The 15,796-nt window shown below is 46.0% G+C and carries 30 protein-coding genes; all 30 read left to right on the forward strand.

Features of this window, described 5'->3' with window-relative positions:
- Positions 1-72 precede the first annotated feature (72 nt).
- The 30 genes from EKM99_RS07315 (at position 73) to rplQ (ending at position 15,780) form a co-directional block, all read left to right on the forward strand.
- Positions 73-1,401 carry an MATE family efflux transporter gene (locus EKM99_RS07315; RefSeq protein WP_125582368.1) on the forward strand — a complete coding sequence of 443 codons (1,329 nt, stop codon included), beginning with the start codon at positions 73-75 and terminating at the stop codon, positions 1,399-1,401.
- A 295-nt stretch (positions 1,402-1,696) separates the two neighbouring features.
- The gene (gene rpsJ / locus EKM99_RS07320) at positions 1,697-2,005 is read left to right on the forward strand and encodes a 30S ribosomal protein S10 (protein ID WP_011668500.1); all 309 of its coding nucleotides are present in this window, start codon (positions 1,697-1,699) and stop codon (positions 2,003-2,005) included.
- A gap of 46 nt (positions 2,006-2,051) precedes the next feature.
- On the forward strand, positions 2,052-2,702 hold the full coding sequence (gene rplC, locus EKM99_RS07325) for a 50S ribosomal protein L3 (protein ID WP_125582370.1): 651 nt from the start codon (positions 2,052-2,054) through the stop codon (positions 2,700-2,702).
- 21 nt (positions 2,703-2,723) lie between these two features.
- The gene (gene rplD, locus EKM99_RS07330; RefSeq protein ID WP_125582372.1) at positions 2,724-3,347 is read left to right on the forward strand and encodes a 50S ribosomal protein L4; all 624 of its coding nucleotides are present in this window, start codon (positions 2,724-2,726) and stop codon (positions 3,345-3,347) included.
- Positions 3,347-3,634, forward strand: coding sequence for a 50S ribosomal protein L23 (rplW, locus tag EKM99_RS07335; RefSeq protein WP_125574885.1), 288 nt, complete (start codon positions 3,347-3,349; stop codon positions 3,632-3,634). Before rplD ends, rplW begins: the two co-directional genes overlap by 1 nt.
- Positions 3,635-3,660: 26 nt before the next feature.
- On the forward strand, positions 3,661-4,509 hold the full coding sequence (rplB, locus tag EKM99_RS07340) for a 50S ribosomal protein L2 (RefSeq protein WP_125582374.1): 849 nt from the start codon (positions 3,661-3,663) through the stop codon (positions 4,507-4,509).
- Between the two features lie 78 nt (positions 4,510-4,587).
- Entirely contained in the window at positions 4,588-4,863 is a 276-nt protein-coding gene (gene rpsS, locus EKM99_RS07345) for a 30S ribosomal protein S19 (protein ID WP_048735499.1), read from the forward strand.
- A 16-nt stretch (positions 4,864-4,879) separates the two neighbouring features.
- Positions 4,880-5,236 carry a 50S ribosomal protein L22 gene (gene rplV / locus EKM99_RS07350; RefSeq protein WP_125582376.1) on the forward strand — a complete coding sequence of 119 codons (357 nt, stop codon included), beginning with the start codon at positions 4,880-4,882 and terminating at the stop codon, positions 5,234-5,236.
- A gap of 3 nt (positions 5,237-5,239) precedes the next feature.
- Positions 5,240-5,899: a 30S ribosomal protein S3 gene (gene rpsC, locus EKM99_RS07355; protein WP_125582378.1), complete on the forward strand. Its 660-nt coding sequence runs from the start codon at positions 5,240-5,242 to the stop codon at positions 5,897-5,899.
- Between the two features lie 2 nt (positions 5,900-5,901).
- Entirely contained in the window at positions 5,902-6,336 is a 435-nt protein-coding gene (rplP, locus tag EKM99_RS07360; protein ID WP_125582380.1) for a 50S ribosomal protein L16, read from the forward strand.
- Positions 6,326-6,520: a 50S ribosomal protein L29 gene (gene rpmC / locus EKM99_RS07365; protein WP_125582382.1), complete on the forward strand. Its 195-nt coding sequence runs from the start codon at positions 6,326-6,328 to the stop codon at positions 6,518-6,520. The genes rplP and rpmC overlap by 11 nt, the downstream gene beginning before the upstream one ends.
- 28 nt (positions 6,521-6,548) lie before the next feature.
- On the forward strand, positions 6,549-6,815 hold the full coding sequence (gene rpsQ / locus EKM99_RS07370; protein WP_048735510.1) for a 30S ribosomal protein S17: 267 nt from the start codon (positions 6,549-6,551) through the stop codon (positions 6,813-6,815).
- 50 nt (positions 6,816-6,865) lie between these two features.
- The gene (gene rplN / locus EKM99_RS07375; protein WP_048735513.1) at positions 6,866-7,234 is read left to right on the forward strand and encodes a 50S ribosomal protein L14; all 369 of its coding nucleotides are present in this window, start codon (positions 6,866-6,868) and stop codon (positions 7,232-7,234) included.
- 34 nt (positions 7,235-7,268) lie between these two features.
- On the forward strand, positions 7,269-7,580 hold the full coding sequence (gene rplX, locus EKM99_RS07380; RefSeq protein WP_125582384.1) for a 50S ribosomal protein L24: 312 nt from the start codon (positions 7,269-7,271) through the stop codon (positions 7,578-7,580).
- 25 nt (positions 7,581-7,605) lie between these two features.
- On the forward strand, positions 7,606-8,148 hold the full coding sequence (rplE, locus tag EKM99_RS07385) for a 50S ribosomal protein L5 (RefSeq protein WP_125582386.1): 543 nt from the start codon (positions 7,606-7,608) through the stop codon (positions 8,146-8,148).
- Positions 8,149-8,168: 20 nt separating this feature from the next.
- The gene (locus tag EKM99_RS07390) at positions 8,169-8,354 is read left to right on the forward strand and encodes a type Z 30S ribosomal protein S14 (RefSeq protein WP_082153261.1); all 186 of its coding nucleotides are present in this window, start codon (positions 8,169-8,171) and stop codon (positions 8,352-8,354) included.
- A 34-nt stretch (positions 8,355-8,388) separates the two neighbouring features.
- A complete protein-coding gene (gene rpsH / locus EKM99_RS07395) occupies positions 8,389-8,787 on the forward strand; it encodes a 30S ribosomal protein S8 (RefSeq protein ID WP_125582388.1) in 399 nt (132 codons plus the stop codon).
- 30 nt (positions 8,788-8,817) lie between these two features.
- A complete protein-coding gene (gene rplF / locus EKM99_RS07400; protein WP_125582390.1) occupies positions 8,818-9,354 on the forward strand; it encodes a 50S ribosomal protein L6 in 537 nt (178 codons plus the stop codon).
- A 37-nt stretch (positions 9,355-9,391) separates the two neighbouring features.
- Positions 9,392-9,757, forward strand: a complete 366-nt coding sequence (gene rplR, locus EKM99_RS07405; RefSeq protein ID WP_275404329.1) for a 50S ribosomal protein L18 — start codon at positions 9,392-9,394, stop codon at positions 9,755-9,757.
- Positions 9,758-9,779: 22 nt separating this feature from the next.
- Positions 9,780-10,283 (forward strand): 30S ribosomal protein S5, encoded by a 504-nt coding sequence (gene rpsE, locus EKM99_RS07410; RefSeq protein WP_125582394.1) that lies wholly within the window; start codon positions 9,780-9,782, stop codon positions 10,281-10,283.
- A gap of 14 nt (positions 10,284-10,297) precedes the next feature.
- Positions 10,298-10,480, forward strand: coding sequence for a 50S ribosomal protein L30 (gene rpmD, locus EKM99_RS07415; RefSeq protein ID WP_125582396.1), 183 nt, complete (start codon positions 10,298-10,300; stop codon positions 10,478-10,480).
- Positions 10,481-10,515: 35 nt separating this feature from the next.
- A complete protein-coding gene (gene rplO / locus EKM99_RS07420) occupies positions 10,516-10,950 on the forward strand; it encodes a 50S ribosomal protein L15 (RefSeq protein ID WP_125582398.1) in 435 nt (144 codons plus the stop codon).
- Positions 10,950-12,260, forward strand: coding sequence for a preprotein translocase subunit SecY (gene secY / locus EKM99_RS07425; RefSeq protein ID WP_125582400.1), 1,311 nt, complete (start codon positions 10,950-10,952; stop codon positions 12,258-12,260). The genes rplO and secY overlap by 1 nt, the downstream gene beginning before the upstream one ends.
- Before the next feature lie 89 nt (positions 12,261-12,349).
- Entirely contained in the window at positions 12,350-13,000 is a 651-nt protein-coding gene (locus EKM99_RS07430) for an adenylate kinase (protein ID WP_318531060.1), read from the forward strand.
- 163 nt (positions 13,001-13,163) lie between these two features.
- Complete coding sequence (gene infA / locus EKM99_RS07435) at positions 13,164-13,382, forward strand: translation initiation factor IF-1 (protein WP_011668477.1); 219 nt, start codon at positions 13,164-13,166, stop codon at positions 13,380-13,382.
- A gap of 29 nt (positions 13,383-13,411) precedes the next feature.
- Complete coding sequence (gene rpmJ / locus EKM99_RS07440; protein ID WP_011668476.1) at positions 13,412-13,531, forward strand: 50S ribosomal protein L36; 120 nt, start codon at positions 13,412-13,414, stop codon at positions 13,529-13,531.
- A 26-nt stretch (positions 13,532-13,557) separates the two neighbouring features.
- Entirely contained in the window at positions 13,558-13,923 is a 366-nt protein-coding gene (gene rpsM / locus EKM99_RS07445; RefSeq protein WP_125582404.1) for a 30S ribosomal protein S13, read from the forward strand.
- 17 nt (positions 13,924-13,940) lie between these two features.
- Positions 13,941-14,330 carry a 30S ribosomal protein S11 gene (gene rpsK, locus EKM99_RS07450; protein WP_125582405.1) on the forward strand — a complete coding sequence of 130 codons (390 nt, stop codon included), beginning with the start codon at positions 13,941-13,943 and terminating at the stop codon, positions 14,328-14,330.
- Positions 14,331-14,415: 85 nt separating this feature from the next.
- A complete protein-coding gene (locus EKM99_RS07455) occupies positions 14,416-15,366 on the forward strand; it encodes a DNA-directed RNA polymerase subunit alpha (protein WP_125582406.1) in 951 nt (316 codons plus the stop codon).
- Positions 15,367-15,396: 30 nt separating this feature from the next.
- Positions 15,397-15,780 carry a 50S ribosomal protein L17 gene (rplQ, locus tag EKM99_RS07460; RefSeq protein WP_125582407.1) on the forward strand — a complete coding sequence of 128 codons (384 nt, stop codon included), beginning with the start codon at positions 15,397-15,399 and terminating at the stop codon, positions 15,778-15,780.
- Positions 15,781-15,796 lie beyond the last annotated feature (16 nt).

A 15,796-nucleotide genomic window follows, 5' to 3' on the forward strand; every position in this document is an offset into this window, starting at 1 on the left:
GTGACGTCATAAATGGTGCCAATGGGGCTTTGAACCACAATGGTTAACTAAAGAGCAATTGGAGAGTGAATTATGGAAGAATTGTTTGAACACGCTTCGATTCCTCGGGCTTATTTTAAACTTGCCTTACCGGTAGTGCTATCGATGGTGGCAAGTATGATTTACAATTTGGCGGATACCTTTTTCGTTTCCCAGACACAGAACACCAATCTGGTGGCCGGGGTCGCCCTGTGTACGCCGCTGTTTTCACTGCTGATTGCCCTAGGGGATATCTTTGGACTCGGGGGCAGTTCCTTGATTTCTCGTCTATTGGGAGAGAGGTCCTATGCGACCAGTAGTCGGGTCAGTAGTTTCTGTTTGTACGGGTCGGTGGGCTTGGGATTGGTGACCACAGTTGTGCTCCTAGTATTCATGCGGCCAATTCTCCTACTACTGGGGGCCACTGCCGCGACCTACACGTATGCACGCCAATTTTATTGGATTATGGCTGTGGGTGCCATGCCGATTGTCGTCTCGATTGTCCCGGGTAACCTCATTCGCACGGAAGGCTTTGCAACCCAGTCCATGATTGGTACAATGGTGGGAACCGTCATTACGATTTTCTTAGATCCTATTTTGATTTTTCCACTGGGTTTGGGCGCTGCAGGGGCCGCGTTAGCCACAGTCATCGGCTACACAACCTCAGCCATTCTGTTGGCATATTTAACGCAGCGCTATTGTCAGGTCATCTCGATCGACGTGAAATTGAGACATATTGACCGTAAACTGATTGGCCAGGTCCTGTTCATCGGAATTCCGGGCGCCATCACCAATTTGATGCAGGCTTTCGGTACTACGGTGTTAAATCGGCACCTGGTTGCCTATGGACCTACCCGGGTGGCAGCAATGGGAATCGTGTTGAAAGTCTATATGATTGTGATGCTCGTGATGGTTGGCTTTGCTTTTGGGGCCCAACCACTGATTGGCTATACTTATGGTGCGAAGAAGATGAAACGCTTCAAACAAATACTACATTTCGATCTCATGGTTGAGGTGGGGTACGCGTTGGTATTCGCCGTCATCTTGATGATCTTCGCGCCACAGATCATCGGCTTGTTTCTCCATGACCAAGCGGTGATTACTGCGGGCACGTACATGCTACGAGCATTCTTGTTGACCACGCCGTTCGTGGGGGCCGTCCTGGTATATACGACAGTCTTCCAGAGTACGGGAAAGGCGAGTGGGGCGTTCATCATGTCGATCTCACGGCAAGGGGTTGTTTTCTACCTGGCGATTGTTGCGGGCGCAAGCATGTTTGGCTACCACGGTATCATCTGGGCACAGCCAGTTGCAGACATGATTACCTGCCTAATTGGTTGGATCTTAGCCAAATACCTATTTAATAGTAGAAAGTCGATTTAATTGGCAAAAATTAGGTAGGATGGGTGCCTGACAAACTTGATTGAGGTCAAGCAAGGATGCAGATTCCCAAAAAGATTTGAGAAATTCAACGAAAACCCTTGTCAGCCGGCACTTTATTTAGTATGATAGTCAAGTGCTGTATTTCCCCGGGCATTTTTGTGCCCCGGGGGTTCGGTTCAAAGTTTAAGCGATGATGTGGGAGATTGCGACACACCCGGCTGCTTTGCCATGAGGGTGCGGCGGGAATTTCCACGGAGTTAGTCTTATTTTTAAAATAGACGAAGGAGGGAACACAATGGCAAAACAAAAAATTCGGATTCGGTTGAAGGCATACGAGCATCGTATCCTTGATCAATCAGCGGACAAGATTGTTGAAACAGCAAAGAGAACTGGTGCCGGCATCTCAGGTCCAATTCCATTACCTACTGAACGGACAATCTACACCGTCTTACGTTCACCACATAAGTTTAAGGACTCACGTGAACAATTCGAAATGCGGACGCACAAGCGTTTGATTGATATCGTTAACCCAACGCCAAAGACAGTCGACTCATTAATGAAGCTTGACTTGCCTAGCGGTGTTGACATCGAAATCAAGTTATAATTTCCAGAAACAAGTAAATTACTACAATATAATCGGAGGTGTACTCATGACCACTAAAGGAATCTTAGGGAAAAAGGTCGGGATGACGCAAGTCTTCACTGATGCTGGCGAATTAATCCCCGTTACTGTTGTCGAAGCAACGCCAAACGTTGTGTTACAGGTCAAGACGATGGAAAACGACGGTTACGAAGCCATTCAACTTGGTTACCAAGACAAGCGTGAAGTACTCAGCAACAAGCCCGAACAAGGTCATGTAGCAAAAGCAAACACGACTCCTAAGCGCTTCATTCGTGAATTCAGAGATGTTGAGCTGGGAGATTACAAGGTAGCCGACGAAGTTAAAGTCGATACCTTCCAAACAGGAGACATCGTTGATGTCACTGGTACCACTAAAGGTCATGGATACCAAGGTAACATTCACAAGGACGGTCAAAGCCGTGGCCCTATGGCCCATGGTTCTCGTTACCACCGTCGTCCAGGTTCTCTGGGTGCCATCATTAACCGGGTATTCCCTGGTATGAAGCTTCCAGGTCGGATGGGTAACAAGCAAGTTACTATCCAAAACCTTGTGATCGTTAAAGCCGACGTTGATAACAACGTTCTGTTGATTAAGGGCAATGTGCCTGGTGCCAACAAGTCACTCGTTACTGTTAAGAGTGCTGTTCGCCCACCACGTCCTAAGCAATCTGAAAAATAAATAGGAAGGGAGGATAATTAAATGACAAGCGTAGCATTATACAAACAAGATGGTAGCCAAAACGGTAACGTTGATTTGAACGCTGATATCTTCGGCATCGAACCTAACGAAAACGTCGTCTTTGACACAATTTTGATGCAACGAGCTTCACTGCGCCAAGGAACTCACGCCGTTAAAAACCGGAGTGCCGTTCGTGGTGGTGGTAAGAAGCCATGGCGTCAAAAGGGTACTGGTCGTGCCCGTCAAGGTTCCATCCGTTCCCCACAATGGGTCGGTGGTGGTGTGGTCTTTGGACCAACCCCTCGTTCTTACAGTTACCACCTTCCTAAGAAGGTTGGTCGTTTAGCACTTAAGTCTGTTCTTTCACAAAAGGTTCTCGACGAAAGCTTAGTCGTTCTTGACGCATTAGCATTCGACGCACCAAAGACGAAAGAATTTGCTGCAGTGTTGGCTGGTTTGAATGTCACTACTAAGACGTTGGTTGTCCTTGAAGACGATAACGTAACTGCTGCATTAGCAGCCCGTAACTTAGCAAACGTTAAGGTCATTCCAGCCAAGAGCTTGAATGTCCTTGATATTGCCGGTGCGGACAAGTTAGTGATTACCCAACCAGCTCTTTCTCAAGTAGAGGAGGTGCTCGCATAATGGAATCACGTGACATTATCTTACGCCCAGTTGTTACCGAAGCTACGATGGCAACTATGGACGACAAGCGTTACACCTTTGACGTTGATGTACGAGCAACCAAGACACAAGTCAAGCATGCCGTTGAAGACATCTTTGACGTCAAGGTTGTTAAAGTTAACATCATGAATTTGAAAGGTAAGAAGAAGCGTCAAGGACGTTACGAAGGCTACACTAAGAAGCGTCGTAAGGCCATTGTCAGCTTATCTGCCGACTCAAAAGAAATCAAGTTATTCAACGAAGAATAAAATCTCAGATATAGGAGGGAAATAACGTGGCGATTAAGAAATACAAACCAACAAGCAATGGTCGTCGTAACATGACGAGCTTGGTTTACAAAGACGTCATCACTAAGACGACTCCTGAAAAGTCATTGCTTGATTCACAAAGTCACTCTGCTGGCCGGAACAATGCTGGTAAGATGACTGTCCGTCATCGTGGCGGTGGTAACAAGCGTCAATACCGGATCATTGACTTTAAGCGAATTAAGGATGATGTCCCAGCAACCGTTAAGGCTATCGAATACGATCCTAACCGGACTGCTAACATTGCCTTACTTGTGTACGCTGATGGTGTTAAGTCATACATCATCGCACCTAAGGGCTTAAAGGTCGGCGCTAAGGTCCAATCTGGTCCTGAAGCTGATATCAAGGTCGGTAACACTTTACCATTGAAGAACATTCCTTTTGGAACGGTTATTCACAACATTGAATTGAAGCCTGGTAAGGGTGGCCAATTGGTCCGTTCTGCTGGTACTTCAGCGCAATTGTTAGGTAAAGCTAACGACGAAAAGTACGTATTGGTTCGTTTATCTTCCGGTGAAGTTCGGATGATTCTCAACGTTAACCGTGCGACTATCGGTGCCGTAGGTAACGAAGAACATGAATTAGTTAACGTTGGTAAAGCCGGCCGTAACCGTTGGGCTGGTCAACGTCCTCACGTTCGTGGTTCCGTTATGAACCCTAACGATCACCCACATGGTGGTGGTGAAGGTAAAGCACCTGTTGGTTTACCATCTCCTCTTTCTCCATGGGGTAAGAAGACTGTTGGTAAGAAGACCCGTTCGAAGAAGAACAAGACTGAGAAGTTCATTGTTCGTCATCGTAAAGGTTCCAAGATGTAATTTTCCGGATAACCGGAAGTCAAGAGACCTGGTGATCATCGTATTATACGATGCGCCACAAGTAGAGGAGGTTTCATAATGGGTCGTAGTTTGAAAAAAGGACCTTTCGCCGATGCGCACTTACTGAAGAAGGTTGACGCGCAAAAGGATCAAGACAAAAAGGCTGTCATCAAGACCTGGTCCCGTCGGTCTACTATTTTCCCTAGCTTTGTTGGTTTAACAATTGCCGTATATGATGGACGGAAGCATGTACCAGTTTACGTTCAAGAAGATATGGTAGGCCACAAGCTTGGCGAATTCGTACCAACCCGGACATTCCGTGGTCATGGTGGCGACGACAAGAAAACTCGTTGATAAGGAGGATTAACTAATGGCTGAACAAGTTACATCAGCGCAAGCAACTGCTAAGACAGTTCGGATTGCAGCTCGCAAAATTCGCCTTGTCATCGATCTTATCCGCGGCAAGAGCGTCGCTGAAGCAATTGCAATCTTAAAGTTCACACCGCGTGGAGCTTCACCGGTTGTGGAAAAAGTATTGAACTCTGCTATTGCTAACGCAGAAAACAATTTTGATTTAGATCGTCAAGATCTAGTAGTTAGCGAAGCCTATGTGAACGAAGGACCAACCCTCAAGCGGTTCCGTCCTCGTGCCAAAGGCTCTGCTTCACCAATCAACAAGCGTACGAGTCACATTACGGTTGTTGTATCTGAAAAAGAGGAGGGATAACGCGTGGGTCAAAAAGTAAATCCAACTGGATTACGGGTCGGTATCATTCGCGACTGGGAAGCAAAGTGGTATGCTGAAAAGGATTTCGCTGCTTACCTGAAGGAAGACCTTCAAATCCGTAAATTTATCGAAAAGCGCCTCGTTGACGCTTCTGTATCAACTGTTGAGATTGAACGGGCTGCAAACCGCGTCAACATCTCAATCCACACTGCTAAGCCAGGGATGGTTATTGGTAAGGGTGGTTCTGAAGTCGAAAATCTCCGTAAGGAATTGAACGACTTAACTGGCAAACGTGTCCACATCAACATCGTGGAAATCAAAAAGCCAGATTTAGATGCCAAATTGGTCGGCGAAAACATTGCTCGTCAATTGGAAGGCCGTGTTGCTTTCCGTCGCGCTATGCGTGGGACGATGCAACGTACAATGCGTTCTGGCGCCAAGGGTGTTAAGACGCAAGTTGCTGGTCGGTTGAACGGTGCAGATATGTCCCGTGTCGAAAGCTATGCTGAAGGTACGGTTCCATTGCACACGTTACGTGCTGACATCGATTACGCTTGGGTTGAAGCGCACACTACTTACGGTTCCTTAGGTGTTAAAACCTGGATCTATCGTGGTGAAATTCTTCCCGAAAAGAAACAATCTAACGGACAGGGAGGGAAATAAACATGCTGGTACCTAAGCGAGTAAAGTTCCGTCGTGTCCACCGTGGTAAGCTTCGCGGCGAAGCCAAGGGTGGTAAGAGCGTTGCCTTCGGTGAATACGGTTTGCAAGCGTTGGATTCCAAGTGGATTACCAACCGTCAAATCGAAGCAGCCCGTGTGGCAATTACACGTTACATGAAGCGTGGTGGGAAAGTTTGGATTAAAATTTTCCCTCACAAATCCTACACTGCTAAAGGTGTTGGGGTCCGGATGGGTAATGGTAAAGGTACGCCTGATGGCTGGGTAGCCCCAGTCAAGCGTGGCAAAGTGATGTTTGAAGTCGGTGGCGTTTCAGAAGAAACTGCCCGTGAAGCATTACGCCTTGCTGCTATGAAACTTCCCGTTCGTACGAAAGTTTTAACACGAGAGGAAGTAGGTGGCGAATCAAATGAAAATTAAAGAAATCAACGAATTAACCACTGCTGAAATGCTCGATAAAGAAAAGAGCTACAAGGACGAATTATTCAACCTGCGTTTCCAATTAGCTACTGGTCAATTGGAAAACACTGCACGGTTGAAGCAAGTTCGCAAGAACATTGCGCGGATTAAAACCGCTCTTCGCCAACAAGAACTGAACAAGTAGAATACGATAAGAAGGAGGTCACTAATACATGAGTGATGCACGTAATAACCGCAAGGTTTACCGTGGTCGTGTCGTTTCCGATAAAATGGAAAAGACGATCACTGTCGTTGTAGAAACGACGAAGACTGATGCACGATATGGCAAGCGTGTCAAGTACTCCAAGAAGTACAAGGCACATGATGAAAACAACGAAGCCCACACTGGCGATATTGTTGAAATCATGGAAACTCGTCCTCTGTCTGCTACCAAGCGGTTCCGCTTAGTCGACATTGTTGAAAAAGCAGTAATCATTTAGGTGTCGTTTTTATCGTATTCTGAATTAGAACTGAAGGGAGGACACTTACAGTGATCCAACAAGAAAGTCGCTTAAAGGTAGCTGATAACTCTGGCGCCCGCGAAATTTTGACCATCAAGGTTCTGGGTGGCTCCAAGCGTCGCTACGCCGGAATCGGTGATGTCATTGTCGCTACTATCAAACAAGCAACACCAGGTGGCGTTGTCAAAAAGGGTGACGTTGTGAAGGCCGTTGTCGTTCGTACGAAGTCTCGTGTACGCCGTAACGACGGTTCATACATCAGCTTTGATGAAAATGCCGCAGTGCTGATCAAAGACGATAAGAGCCCACAAGGGACTCGGATCTTCGGACCAGTTGCACGTGAATTACGTGACAACGATTTCATGAAGATTATCTCATTAGCACCCGAAGTACTGTAATCAAGAAACGTTTAACAAGGAGGTGCCCACAGGAATGCTTATTAAAACTGGTGACAAGGTCCGCGTGATCGCTGGCAAAGATAAAGGCAAAGAAGGAACTGTATCTAAGGTCCTGAATGCTAAAAACCGCGTGATCGTTAAAGGTATCAACATGATTAAGAAGCACCAAAAAGCTACTCAATCAAATCCCCAAGGCGGGATCATTGATATTGAAGCGCCAATTCACGCATCCAACGTTATGCTCATCGATCCTTCGAACAACGAACCAACCCGGCTTGGCGTTCGAGTAGAAGATGGTCACAAAGTCCGTTTCGCTAAGAAGTCCGGCGAAACCATCGACAAATAATCTTTGAAAGGAGGAACATAATTTCATGTCAGCTCGTTTAAAAGAAAAGTTCGTAAATGAAATTACACCATCTATGGTGGAAAAGTTCAGTTACAGTTCTGTTATGCAAACGCCGAAGATCGAAAAGATCGTTTTGAACATGGGTGTTGGTGACGCTGTTACCAACGCTAAGAATCTTGACGAAGCCGTTGAAGAGTTGGGCTTGATTTCTGGTCAAAAGCCATTGGTTACTAAAGCCAAGAAATCAATCGCCACCTTCCGTCTTCGTGAAGGCATGTCAATCGGTGCTAAGGTTACCCTTCGGGGGGACCGGATGTACGAATTCCTGGACAAGTTAATCAACGTGTCATTGCCACGTGTTCGTGACTTCCGTGGTGTTAGCAACCGGGCCTTTGATGGTCGCGGGAACTACACTTTGGGTGTTAAGGAACAATTGATTTTCCCAGAAATTAACTTTGATAACGTTAACCGTGTTCGTGGTTTGGACATCGTTATCGTTACGACGGCTAATACTGATGAAGAGTCACGCGAATTATTGACTCAATTCGGTATGCCGTTCGCACACTAATACAAGGAGGTTCACACAAATTGGCTAAGAAATCTCAAATTGCTAAGAACAAGCGTCCTGCGAAGTTCTCTACTCAGAATTATACTCGTTGCGAACGTTGTGGACGTCCACACTCTGTTTATCAAAAGTTCCATCTTTGCCGTATCTGCATGCGCGAATTAGCCCACAAGGGTCAAATTCCTGGCATGAAGAAGGCTAGTTGGTAAAACGGAATTTTAAACAAAGGGAGGGTAAACGTTAATGTCCATGACTGATCCTATTGCAGACTTCTTGACCCGTATTCGTAACGCGAACATGGTTCGTCACGAATCACTCGAAGTACCTGCATCAACAATTAAACGCGACATCGCTGAAATCCTGAAGCGCGAAGGTTTCATCCGCAACGTTGAATACATCGAAGATGACAAGCAAGGTATCATCCGTGTATTCCTCAAGTACGGTAAGGATAACCAACGTGTCATCAGTGGTTTAAAGCGTATTTCAAAGCCCGGCTTACGTTCATACGTTAAGGCCGACGCTGTGCCAAAGGTATTAAACGGTTTGGGTATCGCTATTATCTCCACCTCTGAAGGTGTAATTACTGATAAAGAAGCGCGCGCCAAGAAAATCGGTGGCGAAGTTCTCGCCTACGTTTGGTAAAACTTTTAAGAAGATAGGAGGTGCCTTACATTGAGTCGTATTGGTTATAAAACTGTCAACGTCCCAGCCGGCGTTGAAGTTAAACGCGATGGTGATCAAGTAACTGTTAAGGGTCCTAAGGGTTCCTTAACTCGGACTTTCTCTGACTTCATTACGATGAAGATCAGTGACGGTGCCGTTGATTTTGATCGTCCAGATAACAACAACAAGACGCGGGCCCTTCATGGGACTCAGCGGGCTAACTTGAACAACATGGTTGAAGGTGTTGTCAGTGGCTTTGCTAAGACCTTGAAGTTGGTCGGTGTTGGTTACCGTGTTCAAGCTAAGGGTAAGACCTTGGTATTGAGCGTTGGTTACTCCAACCCAGTTGAAATGGCTATTCCTGAAACCTTGGAAGTTAAGGTTCCAGACAACACCACTATCAACATTTCCGGTATTAGTAAGCAAGAAGTCGGTGACTTCGCTGCTGAAATCCGTGCCGTTCGTTCACCAGAACCTTACAAGGGTAAGGGTATCCGTTACGAAAACGAATACGTTCGTATCCGCGAAGGTAAAACTGGTAAGTAACAGTAACGCAGCTTAAAGCTGATAATTCTACAAAGAGGTGACTATTTTGATTACGAAACCAGATAAGAACAAGACACGTCAAAAGCGTCATATGCGTGTCCGGAACAAAATTTCTGGAACTGCAGAACGCCCACGCTTAAACGTTTTCCGCTCTAACAAAAACATCTACGCTCAAGTCATTGATGACGTAGCGGGTGTCACGCTTGTTAGTGCCTCGACGTTAGATAGTGATGTGAATGGTGACAACAAGACTGACCAAGCTAAGGCTGTCGGTGTTTTAGTTGCTAAGCGTGCTGTCGAAAAGAAGATTAGCAATGTTGTGTTTGATCGTGGCGGGTACTTATACCATGGCCGTGTTCAAGCATTGGCAGAAGCTGCTCGCGAAAACGGGCTGAAATTTTAACAGTAAGGAGGAATAACCACAAATGGCAAAATTTATTGATCCTGACAAGTTAGAGCTTGAAGACAACGTTGTTGCTATCAACCGTATCACTAAGGTTGTAAAAGGTGGCCGTCGTCTCCGGTTCTCTGCACTTGTCATCGTCGGCGATAAGAACGGTCACGTTGGCTTTGGTACTGGTAAAGCTCAAGAAGTTCCAGAAGCTATCCGTAAAGCCGTTGAAGCCGCTCGTAAGAACCTGATCGAAGTACCTATCGTGGGAACTACCATTCCTCACGAAGTTCTCGGTTCATATGGTGGGGGCAAGATTATGTTGAAGCCTGCCGCTGAAGGTTCCGGGGTTACTGCTGGTGGCTCAGTTCGTTCCGTCATGGAATTAGCTGGTGTCGCTGACATTACTTCAAAGCGTTTAGGTTCTAACACGCCAGTCAACGCTGTTCGGGCCACTTTTGCTGGCTTGGCTCAGTTGAAGCGTGCTGAAGAAGTTGCCGCTCTCCGTGGTGTCTCTCTTCAACACTTAGCTGAATAAGGAGGGGTATTAAAATGGCTCAATTAAAAGTTACTTTAATTCATAGTGTTGCTCACCGCCTCCCCAAACAGCGGAAGATTGTGGAAGCTTTAGGTTTACACCGTGTTAACAGCACTGTTGTACAACCAGATAATGAAGCTACCCGCGGTGCACTTTTTCAAGTGGCACATTTAATTAAGGTTGAAGAAGTTAAATAGTTTTCATATCATTAAATAAGGAGGTGCGCAATAGCATGAAGTTGAATGAATTAAAACCTGCTGAAGGCTCACGGAAGGTTCGTAACCGGGTTGGCCGTGGTGATTCATCTGGTAATGGTAAGACCGCTGGTCGTGGCCAAAAGGGTCAAAAGGCTCGTAGCAAGACTCGTTTGGGTTTTGAAGGTGGCCAAATGCCATTGTACCGTCGGATCCCAAAGCGTGGGTTTACCAACATTAACCGCAAGGAATTTGCTGTCGTAAACTTAGCTGCTTTGAACGTCTTTGATGATGGTGCTGAAGTAACTCCAGCTGCCCTGGTTGAAGCCGGTATCGTTAAAAACGAAAAGTCCGGTGTTAAGATCTTGGGTAACGGTGAGTTATCAAAGAAGTTAACGGTTAAAGCCGCTAAGTTCTCCAAATCAGCCGCCCAAGCTATCGAGGCTGCTGGTGGTAAAACTGAGGTGATTTAATGCTATCAAGCTTGAAAAACGCCTTTAAGATTAAAGACATTCGTAAAAAGATTCTCTTTACTCTATTGGTTTTGATTGTCTTTCGGTTGGGTACTTATATTACCGTCCCCGGCATTAACGCAAAGGCACTTCAAAGCGTTGCGTCTTCTGGATTGGTTAGTATTTTAGATACCTTCAGTGGTGGTGGGTTAACAAACTATTCCATCTTCGCGATGGGGGTTTCACCATACATCACTGCACAAATCGTTATTCAATTGTTACAAATGGACATCGTGCCACGCTTTGTTGAATGGAGTAAACAAGGGGATACTGGTCGACGGAAGTTAAATCAAGCGACACGGTACCTGGCGATTGCCTTGGCATTCGTTCAATCCATCGGTATCACTGCTGGTTTTAGTGCTTTAAGTTCACTGAAATTGGTTCAAAATCCTAGCGTTACAACGTACTTATCAATCGGGTTGATCCTGACTGGTGGAACGATGTTGACGACTTGGATGGGTGATATGATTACGGACCGTGGGCTGGGGAACGGGATTTCAATGATCATCTTTGCGGGGATCATTGCTCGGACACCAACTTCTGTCTACAAGCTCTACCAAACTTACTTCGTCGATGCAAGTGCCGGAACCATGTGGAAGAGTGTTATCTTCGTCTTAGCTTTAATCGTCTTGGTATTGATCATTGTGACCTTTACCACCTGGGTTCAGCAAGCCGAACGTCGTGTCCCTATGCAATATACACGACGGGTATCTGGTTCGCCAGATAGTAGTTACCTTCCATTAAAGGTTAACGTTGCTGGGGTTATTCCAGTTATCTTCGCGAGTTCGTTTATTGCGACGCCACAGACTATTCTGATGGCGTTTCAAAACACGCACTCTCAAGATGCCTGGTATCAAACCTTAACCGACGTTTTCAACATGCAAACGGTCGATGGTGCCATTTTGTACACTGTTCTGATCATTGTGTTCACGTTCTTCTATGCGTTCGTGCAAGTTAACCCAGAAAAGTTAGCCGAGAACCTGCAAAAGCAGGGGAGCTACATTCCTGGTGTTTGGCCTGGTCACGAAACACAATCATATGTTTCCAACTTATTGATGCGACTCAGCACTGTTGGGTCACTCTTCCTTGGATTCATTTCCTTGATTCCGTTATTAGCCCAAAACCTTTGGGACTTAGATGAGTCAATTGGTTTAGGTGGTACCAGCCTCTTAATCGTCGTTGGTGTTGCTATCGAAACCATGCGGCAAGTTGACGGGTTGATGATGAAGCGCGAATACGTTGGCTTTATCCAAGATCCAGAACCAGCTTAATGAGTTTCCAGCGGGTGTGTTGATCTATTAGCACACCTGCTTGTGTTTTTCGGGCAAATTTTCGAATAAGGAGAACGAACATGACAGCAATGAATTTGATCCTCATGGGTTTACCAGGTGCCGGCAAGGGTACACAAGCTGAGAAAATCATCAACGAGTTCCATTTACCGCATATTTCTACGGGAGATATCTTCCGGGAAGCGATGAAGAACGAAACTGAGATGGGCTTGGCTGCCAAGAAATTCATCGATCAAGGTGAATTGGTACCGGACGAAGTTACGAACGGGATCGTTCGTGATCGGTTAGCTCAGGATGATACCAAAAACGGGTTCATGTTGGATGGGTTCCCCCGTTCCATTGTTCAAGCCGAAGCGTTAAACACGTTTGGCCCCGAACTGGACCGGACCATCAACGCCGTGATCAATATTCACGTTGAACCAGATGTTTTGGTTGAACGCCTTTCTGGTCGTTATATCTGCCGCAACTGTGGGGCAACATACCATAAGCTGTACAAGCAGCCTAAAGTTGCTGGTACTTGTGATGTCTGTGGTAGTCATGACTTCTATCAACGGGAAGACGACAAGCCTGAAACGGTGAAGAACCGGTTGGCAGTGAATTTGAAAGCAAATACACCGCTGGTTGATTACTACACCAAGAAGAACTTGTTGTTCACCGTTGATGGTGACCGTGACATCGATGACGTGTATGTCGACATCGAAAAGATCCTGAAGAACCTGTAGGAGCGTCTTAGTTCTTGCGTCTTTGTGGGAATTATGGTAAGCTTATTCAGGTTTAGCCTGTAAATGGCGCGCTGCCGCAATTCACAGGTGCTAGGTAGGTGCAACTTGTTGTTCCTACCGCTTTTACGTGTAGTTTACACGCAATTATAAGGGAGGTACTTTCGTGGCGAAAAGCGATGTCATCGAAGTCGAAGGTAAAGTTACCGAAACATTACCTAACGCAATGTTTCGGGTCGAATTAGAAAACGGTCATGAGATTCTCGCTCACGTTTCCGGTAAGATTCGGATGCATTACATCCGGATTCTGCCTGGTGACCGAGTAACTGTTGAAATGTCACCGTATGACTTGTCTAAAGGCCGGATTACTTATCGGTTTAAGTAACCGCCTGGACAGATGTAGGAGGGATATTCATGAAAGTAAGACCATCAGTTAAGCCAATGTGCGAACACTGCAAGGTTATCAAGCGTAAGGGCCGAGTTATGGTTATTTGCTCAGCCAACCCTAAGCATAAACAACGCCAGGGTAAGTAATTTCAATTTATAGGAGGTGCACTTAAATGCCACGTATTGCTGGAGTGGATTTACCACGTGATAAGCGAATCGCTTACGGTTTGACTTACATTTTTGGAATTGGTATCAACACGGCACACAAGATTGTTGCTGATGCTGGTGTCTCAGAAGACGTTCGGGTTCGCGATATGACACCTGATCAAGAAGACAAGATTCGTGCCGAAGTCGACAAGTACAAGGTCGAAGGTGACTTACGTCGTGAAGTTAGCCTGAACATCAAGAACTTGCAAGAAATCGGTTCTTACCGCGGAATGCGTCACCGTCGTGGGCTGCCTGTTCGCGGCCAACACACAAAAAACAATGCCCGCACTCGGAAGGGTAAAGCCGTTTCCGTTGCCGGTAAGAAGAAGTAAAGGAGGGTTATCACTTTATGGCTACTAGAAAAACTAGTCGCAAGCGTCGGGTCAAGAAAAATATTGAAGCCGGTGTTGCACACATCCATGCTACGTTTAACAACACATTAGTTATGATCACTGACGTTCAAGGGAACGCTATTGCCTGGTCATCTGCTGGTGCATTAGGTTTCAAGGGTAGTCGGAAATCAACACCATTTGCTGCTCAAATGGCTGCTGAAGCCGCTGCCAAAGCTTCTCAAGAACATGGTGTTAAGTCTGTTGAAGTTGCTGTTAAGGGTCCTGGTTCAGGACGTGAAGCTGCTATTCGGGCCATCCAAGCTGCTGGTATCGAAGTTACCGCTATTCGCGATGTAACGCCAGTTCCTCATAATGGTACTCGTCCTCCAAAGCGCCGTCGGGTTTAGTGAGCGTTTCATTAATGAGGGCAACCTTCATGATGGGATTGACTTATAGGAGCTCAACGCGGTTTGAAAGGGGTAAACGATAAGAATGATTGAATTTGAAAAGCCTAACATTCATAAAATTGACGAAAGTAGCAATTACGGTAAGTTTGTTGTTGAACCGTTGGAACGTGGATACGGGACAACCTTAGGCAACTCCTTACGACGAATTTTACTTTCTTCATTACCTGGTGCAGCTGTTACCAGCATTCAAATCGACGGGGTTCTGCATGAGTTTTCTACTGTCGAAGGGGTCGTTGAAGACGTCACGCAAATCATCTTAAATGTTAAGAAGATTGCGTTGAAGTTAAACGGTTCTGACGAGCAGGAAGAAACGATGGAAATTAACGTTAAGGGTCCTGCCCAAATCACTGCTGGTGATATCGTGGCCGGTGCTGACGTTGACGTTTTGAACCCAGATCTGTACATTGCTACAGTTGCTGATGGGGCGACGTTCCACATGCGAATGACTGCAGATAAGGGCCGAGGCTATGTCTCTGCCGACGAGAACAAAGTTCGTAACACTGATATGCCAATTGGTGTTTTAGCTGTGGATTCCATTTACACCCCAATCGAACGGGTTAACTACCAAGTAGAGAATGCACGGGTTGGCCAACGGGCTGACTATGATAAATTGACCCTGGATGTTTGGACAAACGGTTCAATCAATCCAAGCGAAGCCATTGCTCTGGCTGCAAAGATCTTGACCGAACATCTGGCTATGTTTGTCGACCTGACTGACGAAGCTAAGAATGCGGAAATCATGGTTGAAAAAGAAGAAACGCACAAGGAAAAGATGCTTGAGATGACCATCGAAGAGCTCGACCTGTCCGTTCGTTCTTACAACTGCTTGAAGCGTGCTGGTATCAACACGGTTCAAGAATTGAACAACAAGACTGAAGCAGACATGATGAAGGTTCGTAACTTGGGTCGCAAGTCCCTTGAAGAAGTTAAGGCTAAGTTAGCTGACTTAGGTTTGTCACTTCGGAAGGAAGACTAATTTTAGACACTCAAAGGAGGGTTTCTAGTTATGAGTTACCGTAAATTACAACGGACAAGTTCTCAACGTCGTGCCTTATTACGCGATTTGACTACTAGTTTAATCTTGAACGGTCGTATCGAAACTACCGAAGCACGCGCTAAGGAAGTTCGGAAGACGGCTGACCAAATGATTACCTTGGGTAAGAAGGGCGACTTGCACGCACGTCGTCAAGCTGCTGCTTTCATCCGTAACGTGGTTGCAGATGTTAAAGAAGATGGCGACGATGTCGTTGTTACCAGCGCTTTGCAAAAGGTATTTAGCGAATTGGCACCTAAGTACGCTGATCGTAACGGTGGTTACACACGTATCTTAAAGACGATGCCTCGTCGCGGAGATGGCGCTGCTATGGCTATCTTGGAATTTGTTGACTAATTTTTGGTTAATGAAT

The sequence above is a fragment of the Levilactobacillus cerevisiae genome, from assembly GCF_003946245.1.
Lineage (GTDB): Bacteria > Bacillota > Bacilli > Lactobacillales > Lactobacillaceae > Levilactobacillus > Levilactobacillus cerevisiae.